Raw genomic sequence first — 17,504 nt, forward strand, 5'->3', positions numbered from 1 at the left:
CACGGAGCCCCTTTTCATGGCCATGCCCACTATCCGGCACGTGCGTGCCTTCATCGTTCGCGGCGGCGGTGCGGACTATCACGACCAACCCGGTGGACACTGGATCGACGATCACATTGCCACGCCGATGTCGCGTTATCCCGAGTATCGGCAGAGCCGTCAGTCGTTCGGCATCAACGTGCTCGGCACGCTGGTGGTGGAAATCGAGGCAAGCGACGGCACCGTCGGCTTTGCGGTGACGACCGGCGGCGAGATCGGCGCGTTTATCGTCGAGAAGCATCTGGCGCGTTTCCTCGAAGGGCAACTGGTGACCGACATCGAGAAGATGTGGGATCAGATGTATTACTCGACGCTGTACTACGGTCGTAAGGGCGTGGTGCTCAACACGATTTCAGGCGTCGATCTCGCTCTTTGGGATCTGCTCGCGAAGGTGCGCAAGGAGCCGGTGTATCAACTATTGGGCGGACCGGTGCGCGACGAGCTGGTGTTCTATGCGACCGGCGCGCGGCCCGATCTCGCGAAGGAGATGGGTTTCATCGGCGGCAAGCTGCCTTTGCAGCACGGTCCGGCCGAAGGCGAGGCGGGGCTCAAGCAGAATCTCGAGAAACTGGCGGACATGCGCAGCCGTGTCGGCGACGACTTCTGGCTGATGTACGACTGCTGGATGAGTCTCGACGTGCCGTATGCAACGCGGCTCGCACGAGGCGCGCATGAATACGGACTGAAGTGGATCGAAGAATGCCTGCCGCCGGACGACTACTGGGGTTACGCCGAACTGCGCCGCAACGTGCCGCGCGGCATGATGGTGTCGACCGGCGAACACGAGGCCACCCGTTGGGGCTTTCGCATGTTGCTTGAAATGCAGTGCTGCGATCTGATCCAGCCGGACGTGGGCTGGTGCGGCGGCATTACCGAACTCATCAAGATTTCCGCGCTGGCCGACGCCCACAACGTGATGGTCGTGCCGCATGGGTCGTCGGTGTACAGCTATCACTTCGTCGTCACGCGGCATAACTCGCCGTTCGCCGAATTTCTGATGATGGCGCCCAAGGCCGACGAAGTCGTGCCGATGTTCACGCCGCTGCTGCTCGACGAGCCCGTGCCCGTGAACGGCCGCATGAAGGTGCCGGACACGCCGGGCTTCGGCGTGCGGCTGAACCCGGAATGCGCGCTGGTGCGGCCGTATCCGCGATGATCGCGCTTTCAGTGTGACGAACCCAGGAAAGGAGAATGGACGTGTTGCTCAAGGACAAGGTCGTGATCGTCACCGGCGGCTCGCGCGGCATCGGCCGGGCCATCGCGGTTGCATGCGCCGCCGAAGGTGCGGACGTGGCGATCAACTACTGGGGCGATAACGATGCCTCGTATGGCCGCCGCTCCGCGGTGGCCGAAGTGATCGAAGAGATCGAGTCGCTGGGGCGGCGCGTGATTGCCGTCGAAGGGAACGTCGCCGCGCGCGAGACCGGCCAGCAACTGGTGCGTCAGACCGTCGAGGCGTTCGGCAAGGTGGACGTGCTGGCGAGCAACGCGGGCATCTGTCCGTTTCACGCGTTTCTGGATATGCCGGCGGAAATTCTCGAGTCGACGGTGGGCGTCAATCTGAACGGCGCGTTCTTCGTCACGCAAGCCGCGGCGCAGCAGATGAAAGCGCAGGGCACGGGCGGCGCGATCGTCGCGACGAGTTCGATCAGCGCGCTAGTGGGCGGCGGCATGCAGACGCATTACACGCCGACGAAGGCCGGCGTGCATTCGCTCATGCAATCGTGCGCGGTCGCGTTGGGGCCTTACGGAATTCGCTGCAACTCGGTGATGCCCGGCACCATTGCCACCGATCTGAACGCGGAAGATCTCGCGGACGAAGCGAAAAAAGCGTACTTCGAGAAGCGTATTCCGCTCGGCCGGTTGGGTCGTCCGGAAGACGTGGCCGACTGCGTGACGTTTCTCGCGTCCGATCGCGCGCGCTATGTGACCGGCGCCGCGTTGCTGGTGGACGGCGGTCTGTTCGTCAACCTGCAGTAGCGCACGATGCCGAATTCAATCGACCGGTGCGGACGCGATCAGAGACTCGGGCGGCGTGTCGTGCGCGGTGTCGTGCGCGGTGTCGTGCATAGTGCTGGCCTCACCACCATCGACACCGGCACCGGCGTCGCGCGCGAGCTTGTGCGAGAAGCCGCGCAACAGGTCGATGAAGCGCAGCGCCGGCTCGGCGAGCGTTTCTTCCTTGCGCGTGAGAATGCCGAACCCCGCAAGGCTCTTGCCGATTTCGAGCGGCAGTGCGACCAGCAATTTGCCGCGCACGTGATCGCGCACGACCGACTCGGGCAGCATTGCAATCGCATCGTAATTCTCGAGCAGTTGCAAGGTCGCGAAGATCGACGCGCATTCGGTCAGGTTGACCGGCGTCGCGAGCCCCGCGCGCGCAAGCTCTTCTTCGAACAGCACGCGCGCCGGACTCGTGACGGGCTGCGCAACCCACGGCCAGTCGATCAGTTCGCGCAAGCTGACGCGTGCACGCTGCGCGAGCGGATGCACGGAGCGCACGACCAACAGCAAGGTCTCTCTCGCGAGCGGTTCGAAGCTGAAGTCGTTGTGCTGCAAAGGACTGGTCAGGCGGCCCAACGCGAGATCGACCTCACGGCGGTGCAGCAGTTGCACGACCTGGTCGCTGGTCTCGCCGAGAATGCGCACGTTGAGCAGCGGGCTTTCGGTTTTCAATGCGGCGACGGCCATGGCCAGCAGATCGGGCGCCGCGCCCATGATCGCGCCGACGGTCAGTTGCCCATGTCCGCCGCGCCGTTTGACGTCGAGGTCTTCGGCGAAGCGCGTCAACTCGGCAAGTGCCCGGCGCGCATAGGCGAGCGTGACGACGCCGAGCGGCGTGGGCGTCATGCCGCGCGCGTTGCGCTCGAACAGCAGGAAGCCGAACGCGTCTTCGATATCGCCGAGCATGCGGCTCGCGCTCGGTTGCGCCACGTTGACGGCCTCGGCGGCCTGATGAAGATTGCGTGCGTCGTCCAGCGCGACGAGCAACGCGAGGTGCTTGAACTTGAGCCGGTTGACGAGTGCGACGGCAGCTGAGTGTTGGCTCATGATTCCGGTGCAGGTGGTGTGCGATGTAGTACGGGATGGAATGCGGGTGTTGCTGCGATCCGGTTTGCGGATCGCCCAATCCCAAACTCGGATTGAGATGCTATCGACGCAGGAATTATAGTCGCATCGGACGTGTGCCCAGCGAGGCCGGCAACGCGTCCGAATACGACAGGAGACAGGCCGCAATGGAGACAATCGCTTTCCGGATGGTGCTCAACCCCGGCATGCGCGAGGAATACGAACGACGTCATGCGCAAATCTGGCCGGAGCTGGTCGATGCGCTGCGCGATGCGGGCGTGCACGACTACCGGATTTTCTTCGACGCCGAATCGAACCATCTGTTCGCGGTGCTCACGCGCACCACGAATCATCGTATGGCCACGTTGCCGCAGCAGGACGTCATGCGCAAATGGTGGGATTACATGGCCGACATCATGCAGACCGCGCCCGACCATACACCGCTCGAACAACCGCTCGAGCCGGTCTTTCATTTGCATTCACCAGCTTGAGCCCCGTTGGCGGAGGAAATCGCATGCAGGTGGTCGATTCGCATATTCATCTGTGGGATTTGAAGACGCATCGCTATCCGTGGCTGGAGAACCCGGGCGTGTCGTTCGTGGGCGACGCGCGCGCGTTGAAGCACGACTATCTGCTGGACGATCTGCTCGGCGAAGCGGGCGATATCGAGGTGCTGAAACTCGTGCACGTGGAAGCGAATCACGATCCCGCCGATCCAGTCGAGGAAACCCGCTGGCTGCAGTCGTTGGCGGATCGTCCGGCATCGCGCGGCATGCCCAATGCGATCGTCGCCGCTGTGGACCTGGCGGCCGATAACGCGCCGGCCTTGCTCGAAGCGCATGCGGCGTTCGCGAACACGCGCGGTATCCGCCAGATTCTGAACGTGCACTCCGACAAGCTGTTCGATTACGTCGGCCGTCATTTCATGCGCGAGCCGCAATGGCGCGCGCATTTCGCGTTGCTGCGGCGTTACGACCTGTCGTTCGATCTGCAACTGTATCCGTCGCAAATGGAAGAGGCCGCCGCGCTCGCGCGCGAGCATGGCGATACGCAGTTCATCGTCAACCATGCGGGCATGTTCGTCGATCGCAGCAGCGTAGCGGGTTATCGCGCGTGGCGTGACGGCCTGCGCCTGCTTGCTGCGTGTCCGAACGTCGCGGTGAAGATCAGCGGGCTCGCGATGTTCGATCATGACTGGACGGTGGAGAGCCTGCGGCCTTACGTGCTCGAAGCCATCGATGCGTTCGGTGTCGGGCGCGCGATGTTCGCGTCGAACTTTCCGGTCGACCGCCTGTTCGGCACTTACACGGCGTTGTGGCGCGCGTACGCGGCAATCGTGGAAGGCGCGAGCGGCACGGAGAAAGAGGCGCTGTTCGTCGGTAACGCGGAACGGCTTTACCGTATCTGAATTTGAAAGTGGTTCACCGCAGCGAATAAAAGAAGGAGACACGCAGTGCAGCAACCCACATCCGCGGTGCCGAGACTCGAACTACGGCATGCGAGCAAATCGTTCGGCCGGGTCCGTGCGCTCTCCGACGGCGACCTCGTGCTCTGGCCGGGAGAAGTGCATGCGCTGCTCGGCGAAAACGGCGCGGGCAAATCGACGCTCGTCAAAATCCTGGCGGGCGTGCATCAACCGGACGGCGGCGAATTGCGCGTAGCCGGCGAAGCGCGGCGCTTCGCCACGCCCGCCGAAGCGCGCGACGCCGGGCTCGCGGTGATCTATCAGGAACCGACGCTGTTCTTCGATCTGTCGATCGCGGAGAACATCTTCATGGGACGCCAGCCCGTCGACCGCTTTGGCCGCATTCAATACGACGCGATGCGGCGCGAAGTGGATGGTCTGCTGAACTCGCTCGGCGTGGATCTGCGGGCGGATCAGCTGGTGCGCGGTCTGTCGATTGCGGATCAGCAGGTGATCGAAATCGCCAAGGCGTTGTCGCTGAACGCGAACGTGCTGATTATGGACGAGCCGACCGCGGCGCTATCTCTACCCGAAGTCGAGCGGCTGTTCGCGATCGTGCGCAAACTGCGCGAGCGCGACGTGGCGATTCTGTTCATCACGCACCGGCTCGACGAGGTGTTTGCGCTGACGCAGCGCGTCACGATCATGCGCGACGGCGCGAAGGTGTTCGACGGCCTGACCGCGGACCTGACCACCGAAGGCATCGTCAGCCGCATGGTGGGCCGCGATCTGGAAACGTTCTATCCGAAAGCCGACCGTCCGCCTGGCGAGGTGCGTTTGTCGGTGCGGGGGCTGACGCGCATCGGCGTGTTCAAGGACATTTCGTTCGAGGTGCGCGCGGGGGAAATCGTCGCGCTGGCCGGCCTTGTCGGCGCGGGACGCAGCGAAGTGGCGCGCGCGATCTTCGGTATCGACCCGCTCGATTCGGGTGAGATTTCGCTTGCCGGCAAGCGGCTCACGCCGGGAAGTCCCGCCGCCGCGGTGCGCGCGGGCCTCGCGCTGGTGCCGGAAGATCGCCGGCAACAAGGCCTCGCGCTGGAACTGAGCATCGCGCGCAACGCGTCGATGACGGTGCTCGGACGGCTCGTCAAACACGGCCTGATTTCCGCACGCAGCGAGACCGAACTGGCGAACCGGTGGGGCACGCGCTTGCGTCTGAAAGCGGGCGATCCGAACGCGCCGGTAGGCACGCTGTCGGGTGGCAATCAGCAGAAAGTCGTGCTGGGCAAATGGCTCGCAACCGGCCCGAAAGTGCTGATCATCGACGAGCCCACTCGCGGTATCGACGTCGGCGCGAAAGCCGAGGTGTACGGCGCGCTCGCCGAACTGGTGCGCGACGGCATGGCGGTGCTGATGATATCGAGCGAATTACCGGAAGTGCTGGGCATGGCCGACCGCGTGCTGGTCATGCACGAAGGGCGGATCAGCGCGGATATCGCCCGTGCCGACGCCGACGAAGAACGCATCATGGGCGCCGCGCTCGGCCAACCGATTCCACCGCTGGGAGCCGCCGCATGATGCGCCATTCATCGACTCATCCGGCGCCGGTCCGCGCGCCGGATCAAAACCCGGCGCCCAAACGCGCGGCGCAGGCGCCCGGCGGTTTTCTGGCCGGCATCGCGAAGAGCCGCGAGACCACGCTGTTCGTGGTGCTGATCCTGCTGGTCGTCGGTACCGGCCTCGCGAAGCCGCAGTTCCTGAATCTGCAGAATCTGCGCGACGTGTTGCTGAACGTGTCGATCATCAGTCTGCTGACGGCGGGGATGACCGTCGTCATTCTGATGCGGCATATCGATCTGTCGGTCGGCTCGACGGTCGGCGTAAGTGCGTACGCGGTCGGCGCGCTGTACGTCGCGTTTCCGCATATGCCCGTGCTGGTTGCGCTGGCGGCGGGCCTTGGCATCGGGCTGGTGGCGGGCGGTATAAACGCGCTGCTGGTCGCGGTCGGGCGCGTGCCCTCGCTGGTCGCGACGCTGTCCACGCTCTACATCTTTCGCGGCGCGGATTACGCGTGGGTGCACGGCGGCCAGATCAACGCAACCAGTCTGCCCGACGCGTTTTCCGGCCTCGCCAACGGCACCTTGCTCGGCATCCCGACGTTGGCGTTGATCGCCGTGGTGGTGCTGGTCGGACTCGCTATCTATCTGAAGCAGTTCCGCGGCGGCCGCGAGCATTATGCGATCGGCTCGAATCCGGAAGCGGCGCGGCTGGCCGGCGTCAACGTCGAACGGCGTGTGATGGCGGGCTTTCTGATGTCGGGCGCGATTGCCGGCTTTGCAGGCGCGCTGTGGCTCGCGCGCTTCGGCACCGTGGATGCCAGCACGGCCAAGGGCATCGAACTACAGGTGGTCGCGGCGGCCGTGGTGGGTAGCGTCGCGATTACCGGCGGTGTCGGCACGATACTCGGCGCTACGCTCGGCGCCCTCGTGCTCGGTGTGATCAGCATTGCGCTGGTCGTGCTGCACGTGTCGCCTTTCTGGGAGCAGGCTATCGAAGGTGCGCTGATCGTCGCCGCGATCACCGCCGATACCTTGCTGGCCCGCTCCGTCGCTCAACGCATGATGAGGAAACGCGATCATGGCTAAACCCGATTCCGCGCTGCTCACGCGCAAACGCGAAACGCCGCTGCAGTGGGAAGTCTTGCTGGTCATCGTGCTGATTCTGTCGCTCGGCCTCGGCCGCTGGTTGTCGCCGGTGTTTCTGAGCGGCGCGAACCTCAGCAACGTACTCGCCGATCTGACCGAAATCGCGTTGATGGCCTTGCCCATGACGCTGATTATCGTCGCTGCGGAAATCGATCTGTCGGTGGCGTCGGTGCTGGGCGCGTCCAGCGCCTTGATGGGCGTGCTGTGGCACATGGGCTTGCCGATGCCGGTCGTGATCGTGCTGGTGCTGATCGCCGGCGCGCTGGCGGGGCTGCTGAACGGGCTCGTGATCGTCAAGCTGAATCTGCCCTCGCTCGCCGTGACGATCGGCACGCTGGCGCTGTTTCGCGGCCTTGCGTACGTGCTGCTCGGCGATCAGGCGGTGGCGGATTTTCCGGCGGCATACACGGCCTTCGGCATGAATACGGTGGGCTCGAGTTTTATTCCGCTGCCGTTTGCCATCGTGATCGTCGCGGCGGTCGTGTTCACCGTGCTGCTGCAGTCCACCGCGTTTGGCCGCAGTCTTTATGCGATCGGCGCGAACCCGACCGCTGCCGCGTTCTCCGGTATCGAAGTGGCGAAGCTGCGGCTGCGTCTGTTCGTGTTGTCGGGCGCAATGAGCGCGCTGGCCGGCGTCGTCTACACGTTGCGCTTCACCAGCGCGCGCGGCGATAACGGCGAAGGCTTCGAACTGTCGGTGATCGCCGCGGTGCTGTTCGGCGGCGTGAGTATTTTCGGCGGACGCGGCTCGATGATCGGCGTGTTGCTGTCGCTGCTGATCATCGGCGTGCTGAAAAATGCGCTGACGCTCGACGACGTGTCGAGCGAAACGCTGACCATCGTGACCGGCGCGCTGTTGCTGGCTTCGGTGCTGATTCCGAACCTGGTGGCGCGCTGGCGTGCCGCGCGCGACCGGCGCTTCATCGCGAAGTCGGTGGCGTCGTCGTCGTGAGTTTTTCGTGACGTTTCATGAGCAACCGTAGGCTTCAAAGCCTCGACCCTATCGACAAACCCGGACATCACAAGGTCCGACAACAACGCAGGAGACACTCGATGAACCAACCTTTACGTCACACCGGCAAAGCGGCGCTTTGCGTCGCGCTGATCGCCATCAGTTGCGCGGCGAGCGCGGCGGGCCTGAAGAGCGGCCTGAAAATCGCCTTCGTGCCCAAGCAGATCAACAACCCGTACGAAGTGATCGCCGACGACGGCGGGCTCGCCGCGATCAAGGAGATCAACGGCGTGGGCAAGGTGGTCGGGCCGTCGGATGCGGGCGCGTCGTCGCAGGTGCAGTACATCAATACGCTCATCACGCAGCGTCAGGACGCGATCGTGATCGCGGCCAACGACGCCAACGCAGTCGTGCCATACCTGAAAAAAGCCATGTCGCAAGGCGTGAAAGTGGTGACCTTCGACTCGGACACGGCGCCGGACGGCCGGCAACTGTTCGTCAATCAGGCGAACGCGGAAGGCATCGGCCGCGGCCAGATTCAACTGGTCGCGAAGCTGATGGGCGGCGAGGGCGAGTTCGCGGTGCTGTCGGCCACGCCGAACGCGACCAACCAGAACACGTGGATCAAGTGGATGCAGGAGGAGTTGAAGAAGCCCGAGTATTCGAAGATCAAGCTCGTCAAAATCGCCTACGGTAACGACGACGATCAGAAGTCGTTCGTCGAGACGCAGGGTTTGCTGCAGGCGTATCCGAATCTGAAGGCGATCGTTTCGCCCACGACGGTCGGTATCGCGGCGGCGGCGCGTTATATCTCGACGTCGTCGAGCAAGGGCAAGGTGCAGGTGACCGGCCTCGGCACGCCGAACCAGATGCGCGCGTTCGTCAAGAACGGCACGGTCAAGGCGTTCCAGTTGTGGGATCCGAACCAGCTTGGCTATCTGGCCGCGTATGCAGCGGCGAGCCTGGCCTCGGGTGCGATTACGGGTAAAGAGGGCGAGTCGTTCGACGCCGGCAAGCTCGGTAAGCGCACGATCGGACCGCAAGGCGAAATCATCCTCGGACCGCCGACCACGTTCGATTCGAGCAATATCGATAATTTTAATTTTTAAGCGGGCGAGAGCGACCGGTACGAATCGGGGTCCCGATGCGTACCGGAAACGGTCTTTGTCCTACCGGCGGATCGGAAAGCTGCTCGCAAAGCGCCCGACGTCCGTGCGGTCCCCCCATACCTTGCCGTCGATGAACGCCTGTTCCATCGCATCGTCCGGCACTGCGACGCCTACCTGCGCGGCGGCTTCACGATAGAGTCCGGTCTGATTGACGCGCGCGGCCAGTGCCGCGTAATCGCCACGCGGATCGATCATTCCCCAGCGCTCGAATTGCGTGAGAAACCACGCGCCTTCTATAGCCCTTGGAAAATTCACCGCGCCGTGATCGAAGAAACGCATGGGCAGCCCGCGCGGCGCAGACGCCGCAATCGGCTCGCCCAGCCGCGCCGCGATCAGCGCTTCATCGATGCCGATGTAGTCCGGCTGCGCGAGCCAGCGCGCGATCTCGTCGCGATGTCCGGCGCCGTCCAGCCAGCGGCACGCTTCCAGCATGGTTCGCACGAGCGCGCGCGCCGTGTTCGGATGCGCATCGACGAAATCGCGCCGGCAGGCCAGCACTTTCTCCGGGTGATCCGGCCACACTTCGCTCGTATAGGCGATAGTCCGGCCGACGCCGTTCGCCTCGGCCATCTCGTTCCACGGTTCGCCGACGCAGAAACCGTCGAGCTTGTCCGCAGCCAGCGCGGCGACCATTTGCGGCGGCGGAATCACGACGCTCTCGATGTCGCGCAGTGGATCCACCCCTTGCGATGCGAGCCAGTAGTCGAGCCACATCGCGTGCGTGCCGGTCGGGAAAGTCTGCGCGAACACCGGTTTGCGGCCGAGCGTGGCCAGTGCGGCGGGCAGGCTGCCGCGTTCGGCGAATGCATCGGCGAGGCGGTTCGACAGGGTGATGGCCTGGCCGTTGCGGTTGAGCACCATCAGCACGGCCATTTCCGTCTGCGGACCGCCCAAGCCGAGTTGCACGCCGTAGACGAGCCCGTATAGAGAATGCGCGGCGTCGAGATCGCCGGAAAGAAGCTTGTCGCGCACGGCTGCCCACGAAGGTTGACGCGACAGTTCCAGCGTCAGACCGTGCGCATGGCCGAATTCGAGCAGCTTCGCGGCGATCAGCGGGGCGGCGTCGGACAATGCGACGAAACCCAGCCGCAGATGCGTTTTTTCCAGAGGCCCGGATGGGGCAGAAGTCGTCGGGCCGGTGGGCGAGGGAACGTTCATGATTGGCGCTTCATTTGAGCGAGTCGGCCGACGCCACGAGTGCGCGCGCGACTTCGGCGAGTTTGACGCCCTGGTTCATCGCGCGCTTGCGCAGGTTGGCGTAGGCGGCGGGTTCGGTCAGGTTCTGCTGATCCATCAACAGGCGTTTGGCGCGGTCGATCAACTTGCGCTCGGCCAGTTCGCTTTCGACTTGCGCGAGACGCTCGCGCAACTGCGACTCCTGCGCGAAACGCGCCAGCGCGACTTCGAGGATCGGCGCGAGCCGCTCCGTCGCGAGGCCTTCCACGAGGTAGGCGGTCACGCCCGCACCGACCGCGTCGCGGATCAACTGCTGGTTGGCGTCGTGGCTGAACATCAGTACGGGGCGCGGCGCGGTCGCGTTCATCACGGCCAGTTGCTCGAGCGTATCGCGCGAAGGCGATTCCGTGTCGATGATGATCACGTCCGGGCGTTCGCTCTGCACGACACGATGCAGCGCTTGCGGCGTCGCAGTGCCGGCCAGCATCTCATAGCCGAGGCGCGCGAGCGCGTCGCGCAGGTCGCCAATCGGCTTGTCGGTGTCGGTGACGAGGAGAACGCGCAGCATGGGGAGGGTTTATCGACGGCTGGCCACGTATAAAGCAACTGCTATGCCAACGTGGTTCGTCCGGCGATGAAGTCAACGCAATCAGGGGCTTGCTTGCCTTGGGTCGATGCGGGGGGAAAGGGGCCTGCACTGCCGTGGGGAGTCCACCGACGAAGCACCGAAGTGGCGCACGCGTGCGACTCGGCCGACTTCAAGTCTGCTCGAAAAACAGGAGGATGGGGAAAAGCAGAATGTGACGAGGCGATGCCGCAGCGCGCCGCTCAGGCTCGAATCGGATGATCAGGCGAGAGAAGGCGCGCGAATGGCTTCGCTTACTACGGGTCCAGCTGACTCGACCTAACGTCGATGCCCGCGCAAAGACGTACGAGCGATCCAGTTAAAAGCAAGTTAAAAGCAGTCGGACACTCGCAAATTCCGGGCAGCGCGAACGGCGCATGGAATTTAGCGTGCCGTCGATCTCAACGACGACGGAATTGCGTGTTGCGAGCACCGCCGCCACCGGTAGCGCGCTCGTCTTTGTGACGGAAATTGATCCGGCCTTTGGTCAGGTCGTAGACCGACAGTTCAAGCGTCACGCGGTCGCCCGCGAGGATACGAATGTGATTCTTGCGCATACGTCCGGACGCATAAGCGCCAACTACGACGCCGTTGTCGAGCGTCACGCGGTACCGGCTATCCGGAAGTACTTCGTCGACGATACCGTCAAGTTCGAGCAATTCTTCTTTCGCCATGCATAACTCCTGGTCGATGGGATAAGGGGTGTGGGTCGCGCAATCGAGCCGCGCGGCGCTACACAAAATACTTTTGACAGCCGGCCGGTTAGCCCGCTATCGCGTGATGGGCGCAAACGTTGCGCCCGCGACGCTTAAAGATCGGCGACGGACTGGCCGTCTACGCGGCCGTCGATCAGTTGCTCGGCGTGGGCCATGCAGGCGATACGCGCCTTGCCCGTGCCGTCGAACGGAAACAGATACTGCAGGCGGAACACGCGCCCGTCGGCGGCCGGATTGGCGCCCACGCGGCAGATACGGACCGAAGCGTCGTAACCTGCGTCTGCATTGCGGCTCGTTTGACCGTCCGCGGGGCGGCGCGGGTAGACGAGCGGGTGAATCTCATAGCCTTTGTACGTCTTGACAACTGAATTCATGAAGCACGTTTCCTGTATTACGTGGCCGGTGTGTCACGCATGTTAAGCGCGGCACGATGGGCCGGGCGGCGCAGCACCTTGGGGCGCGCCGCCATGGAAAAAGGTTTGGCACAGGCCCGATGGCAAGGGCTTGAGCGCGCCGCGTAAAGTCGCGGATTCGATGGAGAAGAAACACGCTGATGTCGCGCGGACACCGGGCGCATAAATGCTGACCAACTCAACGCTGACCGACTCTTGAGTCGCTCAGTGCTGAACAACTCAGCATCACAACTCGCGGCGGCGAATGCAGGCGGCGCATTGCCGGAGTGACGGGATCGCCAACAGGCGGCGGTCGAACAGTCGGGGGTGGTGCGGAGATGCCGGTTTGAAACTGCGTTGCTCGTGCATGCTTTCCGATGCTGCTTGCCTATTTCTAAACATGGGCGGACAGCTAAAGCAGCGAATTCGGAATACAGCTATTCCAATATGATGCACTAAATAGGGCTAATTGGATAGCAAAAACTTCCACGCGCGGCTGAACCGCCCGTGCGGCGAGGCTCTGAGCGATATTGGGCATGATTCGCCCGACCGGCCGGTGCCCACGCATCGAACGGTCGATCGGACCGGTTATCAGCGCGAGGTTTCGGCGACGCGTTTCTGCAGTTCGCGTGTTGCGGCGAGCGGAATGCGGGCGTCGTCCCACTTGGCGAGCCATTCGACTTCCTTCGAAGTGAAAATCTGGCCGTGGTTGCGCAGCGCGTATTGCAGCGAATCGATGATGTGATTGCGGATGATCTCCGGCGTGCCTTCGTCATCCAGCACAGTGCGAAAGGCTTCGAGCGTGGCCATCTGGGGCTCCATGAACTAGGTAGTCCCTTATCGCACGAAAAAAAAGCGCGTGCAGCCGGACAAAATTCGCCAACGCCTCGCGCTGGCATTTAGCGCCGGCACCGACGCGGGCACCGAGGCGGCCTCCATCGCAGCCAGCGCGTAGTCGCGGCGGCGCGCCCCGGTCGCTACAATGGCGAGCTGCCGGAGCGCACCTGCCCGGCGCGCACCTCGAACCCGACGATTCCCATGCGCAAGACGAACGAGTCTCTGAAAGACCTGCTGCTGGAGCGCTACGCCCCCGTTGCGGACGGCATAGCGGCGCTTTTCTACCCCTGCGCCGAAGTGGTGATTCACGACCTGCGCGATCAGACCATCGCGTATCTCGTGAACAATCTGTCGAAGCTCGAAGTGGGCGGCCCCTCGGTGCTCGACGAAGTGCATTACGCGGCACGTGGCCGCACCATCGGGCCGTACGAAAAGCTCAACTGGGACGGCCGGCGCATGCGCTGCGTGAGCAACATCCTGTTCGACGACGAAGGCAAGCCGGCCGGCATGCTGTGTATCAACTTCAATATCGCGGTGTTCGAGGACGTGCGCTCGACGCTCGATCTGTTCATCAAGGGCGGCAGTCTGACCGAAGCGCCGGCCGAGGAACTGTTCCGCGACGACTGGCAGGACCGAATCAATACGTTCCTGCACACGTGGTTGCGCGAACGGCAGATCGGCCTGAATGCGCTGACACGCGAACACAAGCGCGAAATCGTGGAGGCGCTGCACGCTCAAGGCGCGTTTCGCGGACGCAGTTCCGCGAACTACGTGGCGGCCGTGCTGACCATGGGACGCGCCACGGTCTACAAGATTTTGAAGCAGATGAAAGAGGGAGGCTGAATGAGTATCCTGCGTTACCGGCATTACAAAGGCGGTCTTTACGAACTGGTGTGCGAGGCGATTCTCGAGTCAGATCCCAGCGTGACGATGATCGTCTACAAAGCGGCCAATGGTACGATCTGGACGCGACCGGCCTCGGTATTTTTCGAGCAGATCGACGTGGATGGGCAGCGCGTGCAGCGCTTCGCTCCTGTCGACTGACGGCGCCGCCAATTCAATCGACAGGACATCGGAATGCGCTTACTGCTTGCCATTATTTTGCCGTGGTTTCAATTCTTCACGATTGGCCGACCGTTTGCCGGCATCATCTGCCTGATTTTGCAGATCACGCTGATCGGCTGGATTCCCGCCGCAATCTGGTCGGTGTATGCGCTCAGCCAGTACACCACCGACAAGAAAATCGCGCGTGCAACGGGCAGTCGCTAACCGCTAGTTGCTGAATGTTGATTGCTCACGCCTCGCGAAGCGGTAACGTTCGCGCGCCTTCGGTTTCGATCACCACGTCGGTCTCGGCAATGGCCACGCACGGCAGGATATAACCCTCTGCCTTTTCTTCCCGGCTCAACCCCGGCCACTCGATCGTATAGCGCACGCTTCCCGAAAGCATCTTGCACAGGCACGTCCGGCACGTGCCATTGCGGCACGAACGCGGCAAATGCAGATTGGCGAAACCGGCGGCTTCGAGAATGGTCAGCGAATCGGGCGCCTCGAAGCTCTGGCCGAGCGGTTCCACGCGAACGAGCGGCGGGCAAGGGGAATCGGGCATCGTATCGGTAGGGTGACGGAGTGCGCCACACTTTACACGCCAAGGCGCCGCCATCGTCGGGCCGCTGCGTACTCAGTGTGTCGCCTGCTCGCGTCGCATATAGCGGTAGATGGTGTTGCGCGCCAACCCTAACTCGCGCGCCGCGGCCGACACGTTGCCGTTAAGGCGAGCGAGTGTCTGCGCAATCAGTGTGGTCTGCAAATCCTCCATTCGCGCGGGCATTTCCGCTGCTGCGGTCGCAAAAGAACTGGCGGAGGTAGCTCGGTCCGGGACTACCTGCGCGACGCATTCACGCGCGTCCTGGTCGGCGTGCTCAACGATACAATCCTGCAGAAAATCTTCCGGCAGATCGTCGAGTTCGATCTGTTGCGCGCCTTCCGCCATGATGCCGGCAGTACGCAGCACATTCGCCAGTTGCCGCAGATTGCCCGGCCAGCGGCATTGCGCAAAACGCGCCAGCACGGCGGCGGAAACGCGTTGCGGCAGACGCTCGCCTTCGGGCTGCAAGGCCAGCATGCGCGCGACCAGCGTGGTCAGATCGCTACGCTCGCGCAGCGCGGGCAACGTCACCACGAGCCCGTTGATCCGGTAGTACAGGTCTTCGCGGAACGTGCCGGCCTCGATCATCGCGCGCAGATTGCGGTGGGTCGCGCAGACGATCCGCAGGTCGACGGGAATCGCCCGCGTTCCGCCGAGCGGCACGACGCTGCGTTCCTGCAGCACGCGCATCAGACGCACCTGCTGCGCCAACGGCATATCGCCGATCTCGTCGAGGAACAATGTGCCCCCGTCCGCCTGCACGATCTTGCCGACGCTGCCGCGTTTGCGTGCGCCGGTGAATGCGCCGTCTTCGTAGCCGAACAGCTCGGCTTCGATCAACGTATCCGGCAACGACGCGCAATTCAGCGCGATGAACGGCGCACTGCGCCGCGGCGAATCGTGGTGAATCGCGCGCGCAAGCCATTCTTTGCCCGTGCCGGTCCTGCCCAGAATAAGCATCGGAATGTCGCGTCCGCGTAGCTTCGCGACACGTCGCAGAATTGCGCTGACCTGTGCGTCGCCGGTGTCGAGCTCGGCTAGCGTGGCGAAGGGCGTCGGCTCCGCGGCGCGAGCGGATGGTGCCGTCGCGGGCCGCACATGACTCGCGGGCGCGCCGCGCCACGCAGCGGAAGAAGCGCTCTGCGCCGCCTCGCTGCCCGGTGCGATAAAACGTGCGGTCGCATAGTCGCCGCGTGCGAGCACCCGCACGCCGCTCGGCAGCGTCAACTCCACGCTCTCGCCGGGCGCTCGCGCGATCTGTTGCAGGAGCCGCGCGAACGCGACGCCGAACAGTGCTTCGAATGGTTGCTTCTGCAACTGGGCGAGCGGCTGGCCGAACTGGAACAGCGCGCTGCGGTTCGCGGACAGGAATGCGCCATCCGGCGCGAACGCCGCGAGCCCTTCGAACAGCGTGCCGATGAATTCCGCGCGCGCATGAAAATGGACGCGAACCGCATCGGCGAACTGATTGGAGAACAGGTGATTCTCGATCATCTGCGCCGACATGCGCACGAGCGCCAGCGTGTGTTTGTGGAAACCGCGCGTATCGCCGCTCACGTCCAGCGCGCCGATGGTGCGTCCGAACGGATCGGCAATCGGCGCGCACGAGCAGGTGAGAATGCGGTTGGCATGCAGGAAGTGTTCTTCCGCGTGCACAACGGTCGGTTGCCCGTCGGTGAGCGCGGTGCCGATGGCATTGGTGCCGCGATCGGCTTCCGCCCACGACACGCCCGGACACAGCGCGACACGATTGGCTTTTTCGACGAAGTCGCTGTCGCCGAGGCTGTGCAGAATCACGCCGTGATTGTCGGTGAGCAGCACCATGCTCTGCGTATCGACGATTTGCGCGTGCAGCGTTTCCATGACCGGCAACGCGTGCAGATAAAGCGACTGGTTACGTTCCACCAGCTCTTGCAGCGCCGGGCGGCGCAGCGGGTGGAAGTCGGGCGTTTCGGACGCGCGCAGCCCGAGTTCGAGCGAGCGCGCATGAGCTTGCGCAATGACATCTGGCCGGCCGGGGACGGGCGGCGTGGCGGAACGATGGGTCAAGGCTTGTCTCCGGTGATCGGCGCCGACGGATGCGTGGTCCGCCGTGCTATACCGCAGCGCACCAATGGCGCTGACGACCGAACACCGATATTACAGGACGAATCGCGTGGTGCGCATCGACCGGCGCGGCCTCTTCGGGCCAGCCCGCGCTGCTATCTGGCCGGGCAGTTTGCCGCGAAATGCCTCGTTACCGGACACGACGAGCGGGCACGGCAAACACGAACAAAAAGGAAAACTTGCGCCGTTGCCGAACTCGTCTAAAGTGAATCAATTCACTTCCGCGCGGCGCGAATCGTGTTGCCGCCGCGAGGTGACGAGCCCGCGCCACCAGCATTGGACGAGGAGGAAGCAGCTGCCAGCGCGACCCGACCCAACCGCATGCGCACGATCCGACCCAGTGCCTATGCCGTCTTTTCCAGGTGGATTCCATGCAGATCCTGTTCCCCAACGAAAGCCCTGAGTATTCAGACCGCGAGTTAACCCTGGCGTTTCCGGCGATGATCGACGGCGAAAGGGTGGAATGCATGATCACGGCGGAGGCGCTCGAAGATCATTTCGGTGCCGCGTCGCCGCGTCTGGAAGACATGGTCGGCGCGTTCGACACGCACCGCTCCCGCATCGAAGCCGCGACGCGCCGTCTGCTGTCGGAAACCCGCGCGCAATGTCTCGTGTTAAGAAGCGGCTATGTGCGCTTCTACGAAGCGAACTGGCGTAATTAGTTG

At 63.6% G+C, this 17,504-nt stretch carries 20 protein-coding genes; 12 read left to right on the forward strand and 8 right to left on the reverse strand.

Annotation, left to right across the window (positions count from 1 at the left end; translation table 11 throughout):
- Positions 1-16: 16 nt before the first annotated feature.
- Together rhmD and FQ746_RS10205 are read left to right on the forward strand one after the other, a co-directional pair.
- On the forward strand, positions 17-1,195 hold the full coding sequence (gene rhmD / locus FQ746_RS10200) for an L-rhamnonate dehydratase (RefSeq protein WP_144109053.1): 1,179 nt from the start codon (positions 17-19) through the stop codon (positions 1,193-1,195).
- 41 nt (positions 1,196-1,236) lie between these two features.
- The gene (locus tag FQ746_RS10205) at positions 1,237-2,019 is read left to right on the forward strand and encodes an SDR family NAD(P)-dependent oxidoreductase (protein WP_144109634.1); all 783 of its coding nucleotides are present in this window, start codon (positions 1,237-1,239) and stop codon (positions 2,017-2,019) included.
- Between the two features lie 15 nt (positions 2,020-2,034).
- Here the strand turns inward: FQ746_RS10205 and FQ746_RS10210 are convergent, their stop codons facing one another.
- Positions 2,035-3,090, reverse strand: a complete 1,056-nt coding sequence (locus FQ746_RS10210; RefSeq protein ID WP_260853970.1) for a LysR family transcriptional regulator — start codon at positions 3,088-3,090, stop codon at positions 2,035-2,037.
- Positions 3,091-3,275: 185 nt separating this feature from the next.
- Here FQ746_RS10210 and rhaM point away from each other — a divergent pair, with 185 nt between their 5' ends.
- The 6 genes from rhaM (at position 3,276) to rhaS (ending at position 9,279) form a co-directional block, all read left to right on the forward strand.
- Positions 3,276-3,599 (forward strand): L-rhamnose mutarotase, encoded by a 324-nt coding sequence (gene rhaM, locus FQ746_RS10215; protein WP_144109055.1) that lies wholly within the window; start codon positions 3,276-3,278, stop codon positions 3,597-3,599.
- Positions 3,600-3,622: 23 nt separating this feature from the next.
- Positions 3,623-4,516: an amidohydrolase family protein gene (locus FQ746_RS10220; protein ID WP_144109057.1), complete on the forward strand. Its 894-nt coding sequence runs from the start codon at positions 3,623-3,625 to the stop codon at positions 4,514-4,516.
- Positions 4,517-4,561: 45 nt separating this feature from the next.
- Positions 4,562-6,091, forward strand: coding sequence for a sugar ABC transporter ATP-binding protein (locus tag FQ746_RS10225; protein WP_144109059.1), 1,530 nt, complete (start codon positions 4,562-4,564; stop codon positions 6,089-6,091).
- A complete protein-coding gene (locus FQ746_RS10230; protein WP_144109061.1) occupies positions 6,088-7,158 on the forward strand; it encodes an ABC transporter permease in 1,071 nt (356 codons plus the stop codon). The genes FQ746_RS10225 and FQ746_RS10230 overlap by 4 nt, the downstream gene beginning before the upstream one ends.
- Positions 7,151-8,170, forward strand: a complete 1,020-nt coding sequence (locus FQ746_RS10235; RefSeq protein ID WP_144109063.1) for an ABC transporter permease — start codon at positions 7,151-7,153, stop codon at positions 8,168-8,170. Before FQ746_RS10230 ends, FQ746_RS10235 begins: the two co-directional genes overlap by 8 nt.
- Positions 8,171-8,271: 101 nt before the next feature.
- Positions 8,272-9,279, forward strand: a complete 1,008-nt coding sequence (gene rhaS / locus FQ746_RS10240) for a rhamnose ABC transporter substrate-binding protein (RefSeq protein WP_144109065.1) — start codon at positions 8,272-8,274, stop codon at positions 9,277-9,279.
- A gap of 60 nt (positions 9,280-9,339) precedes the next feature.
- On the opposite strand, the gene FQ746_RS10245 is transcribed toward rhaS, so the two are convergent.
- The 5 genes from FQ746_RS10245 to FQ746_RS10265 all read right to left on the reverse strand — a co-directional run bounded on the left by FQ746_RS10245 (position 9,340) and on the right by FQ746_RS10265 (position 13,058).
- On the reverse strand, positions 9,340-10,497 hold the full coding sequence (locus FQ746_RS10245) for a CmpA/NrtA family ABC transporter substrate-binding protein (protein ID WP_144109067.1): 1,158 nt from the start codon (positions 10,495-10,497) through the stop codon (positions 9,340-9,342).
- A gap of 10 nt (positions 10,498-10,507) precedes the next feature.
- Positions 10,508-11,083 (reverse strand): ANTAR domain-containing response regulator, encoded by a 576-nt coding sequence (locus FQ746_RS10250; protein WP_144109069.1) that lies wholly within the window; start codon positions 11,081-11,083, stop codon positions 10,508-10,510.
- A gap of 458 nt (positions 11,084-11,541) precedes the next feature.
- Positions 11,542-11,814: a translation initiation factor IF-1 gene (gene infA / locus FQ746_RS10255; protein ID WP_012427521.1), complete on the reverse strand. Its 273-nt coding sequence runs from the start codon at positions 11,812-11,814 to the stop codon at positions 11,542-11,544.
- A 134-nt stretch (positions 11,815-11,948) separates the two neighbouring features.
- On the reverse strand, positions 11,949-12,230 hold the full coding sequence (locus tag FQ746_RS10260) for a hypothetical protein (protein ID WP_073432120.1): 282 nt from the start codon (positions 12,228-12,230) through the stop codon (positions 11,949-11,951).
- A 609-nt stretch (positions 12,231-12,839) separates the two neighbouring features.
- Entirely contained in the window at positions 12,840-13,058 is a 219-nt protein-coding gene (locus FQ746_RS10265) for a hypothetical protein (protein WP_144109071.1), read from the reverse strand.
- 228 nt (positions 13,059-13,286) lie between these two features.
- On the opposite strand from FQ746_RS10265, the gene FQ746_RS10270 reads away from it, so the two are divergent.
- Genes FQ746_RS10270 through FQ746_RS10280 form a run of 3 tightly spaced genes read left to right on the forward strand, consistent with a single transcriptional unit; the run spans position 13,287 to position 14,354 of the window.
- A complete protein-coding gene (locus FQ746_RS10270) occupies positions 13,287-13,928 on the forward strand; it encodes a transcriptional regulator (RefSeq protein ID WP_144109073.1) in 642 nt (213 codons plus the stop codon).
- Complete coding sequence (locus FQ746_RS10275) at positions 13,929-14,129, forward strand: DUF1653 domain-containing protein (protein ID WP_144109075.1); 201 nt, start codon at positions 13,929-13,931, stop codon at positions 14,127-14,129.
- Positions 14,130-14,162: 33 nt separating this feature from the next.
- Positions 14,163-14,354 carry a YqaE/Pmp3 family membrane protein gene (locus FQ746_RS10280; protein WP_144109076.1) on the forward strand — a complete coding sequence of 64 codons (192 nt, stop codon included), beginning with the start codon at positions 14,163-14,165 and terminating at the stop codon, positions 14,352-14,354.
- A gap of 25 nt (positions 14,355-14,379) precedes the next feature.
- On the opposite strand, the gene FQ746_RS10285 is transcribed toward FQ746_RS10280, so the two are convergent.
- Both FQ746_RS10285 and FQ746_RS10290 read right to left on the reverse strand, forming a co-directional pair.
- On the reverse strand, positions 14,380-14,694 hold the full coding sequence (locus FQ746_RS10285; RefSeq protein WP_144109078.1) for a 2Fe-2S iron-sulfur cluster-binding protein: 315 nt from the start codon (positions 14,692-14,694) through the stop codon (positions 14,380-14,382).
- 72 nt (positions 14,695-14,766) lie between these two features.
- The gene (locus tag FQ746_RS10290; RefSeq protein WP_144109080.1) at positions 14,767-16,782 is read right to left on the reverse strand and encodes a sigma-54-dependent Fis family transcriptional regulator; all 2,016 of its coding nucleotides are present in this window, start codon (positions 16,780-16,782) and stop codon (positions 14,767-14,769) included.
- A gap of 428 nt (positions 16,783-17,210) precedes the next feature.
- On the opposite strand from FQ746_RS10290, the gene FQ746_RS10295 reads away from it, so the two are divergent.
- Complete coding sequence (locus FQ746_RS10295) at positions 17,211-17,501, forward strand: DUF1488 domain-containing protein (protein ID WP_144109082.1); 291 nt, start codon at positions 17,211-17,213, stop codon at positions 17,499-17,501.
- Positions 17,502-17,504: the final 3 nt, after the last annotated feature.

Origin of the sequence: Paraburkholderia sp. BCC1886 (genome assembly GCF_900996245.1) — a bacterium.
In the GTDB taxonomy this organism is placed as follows: Bacteria; Pseudomonadota; Gammaproteobacteria; order Burkholderiales; family Burkholderiaceae; genus Paraburkholderia.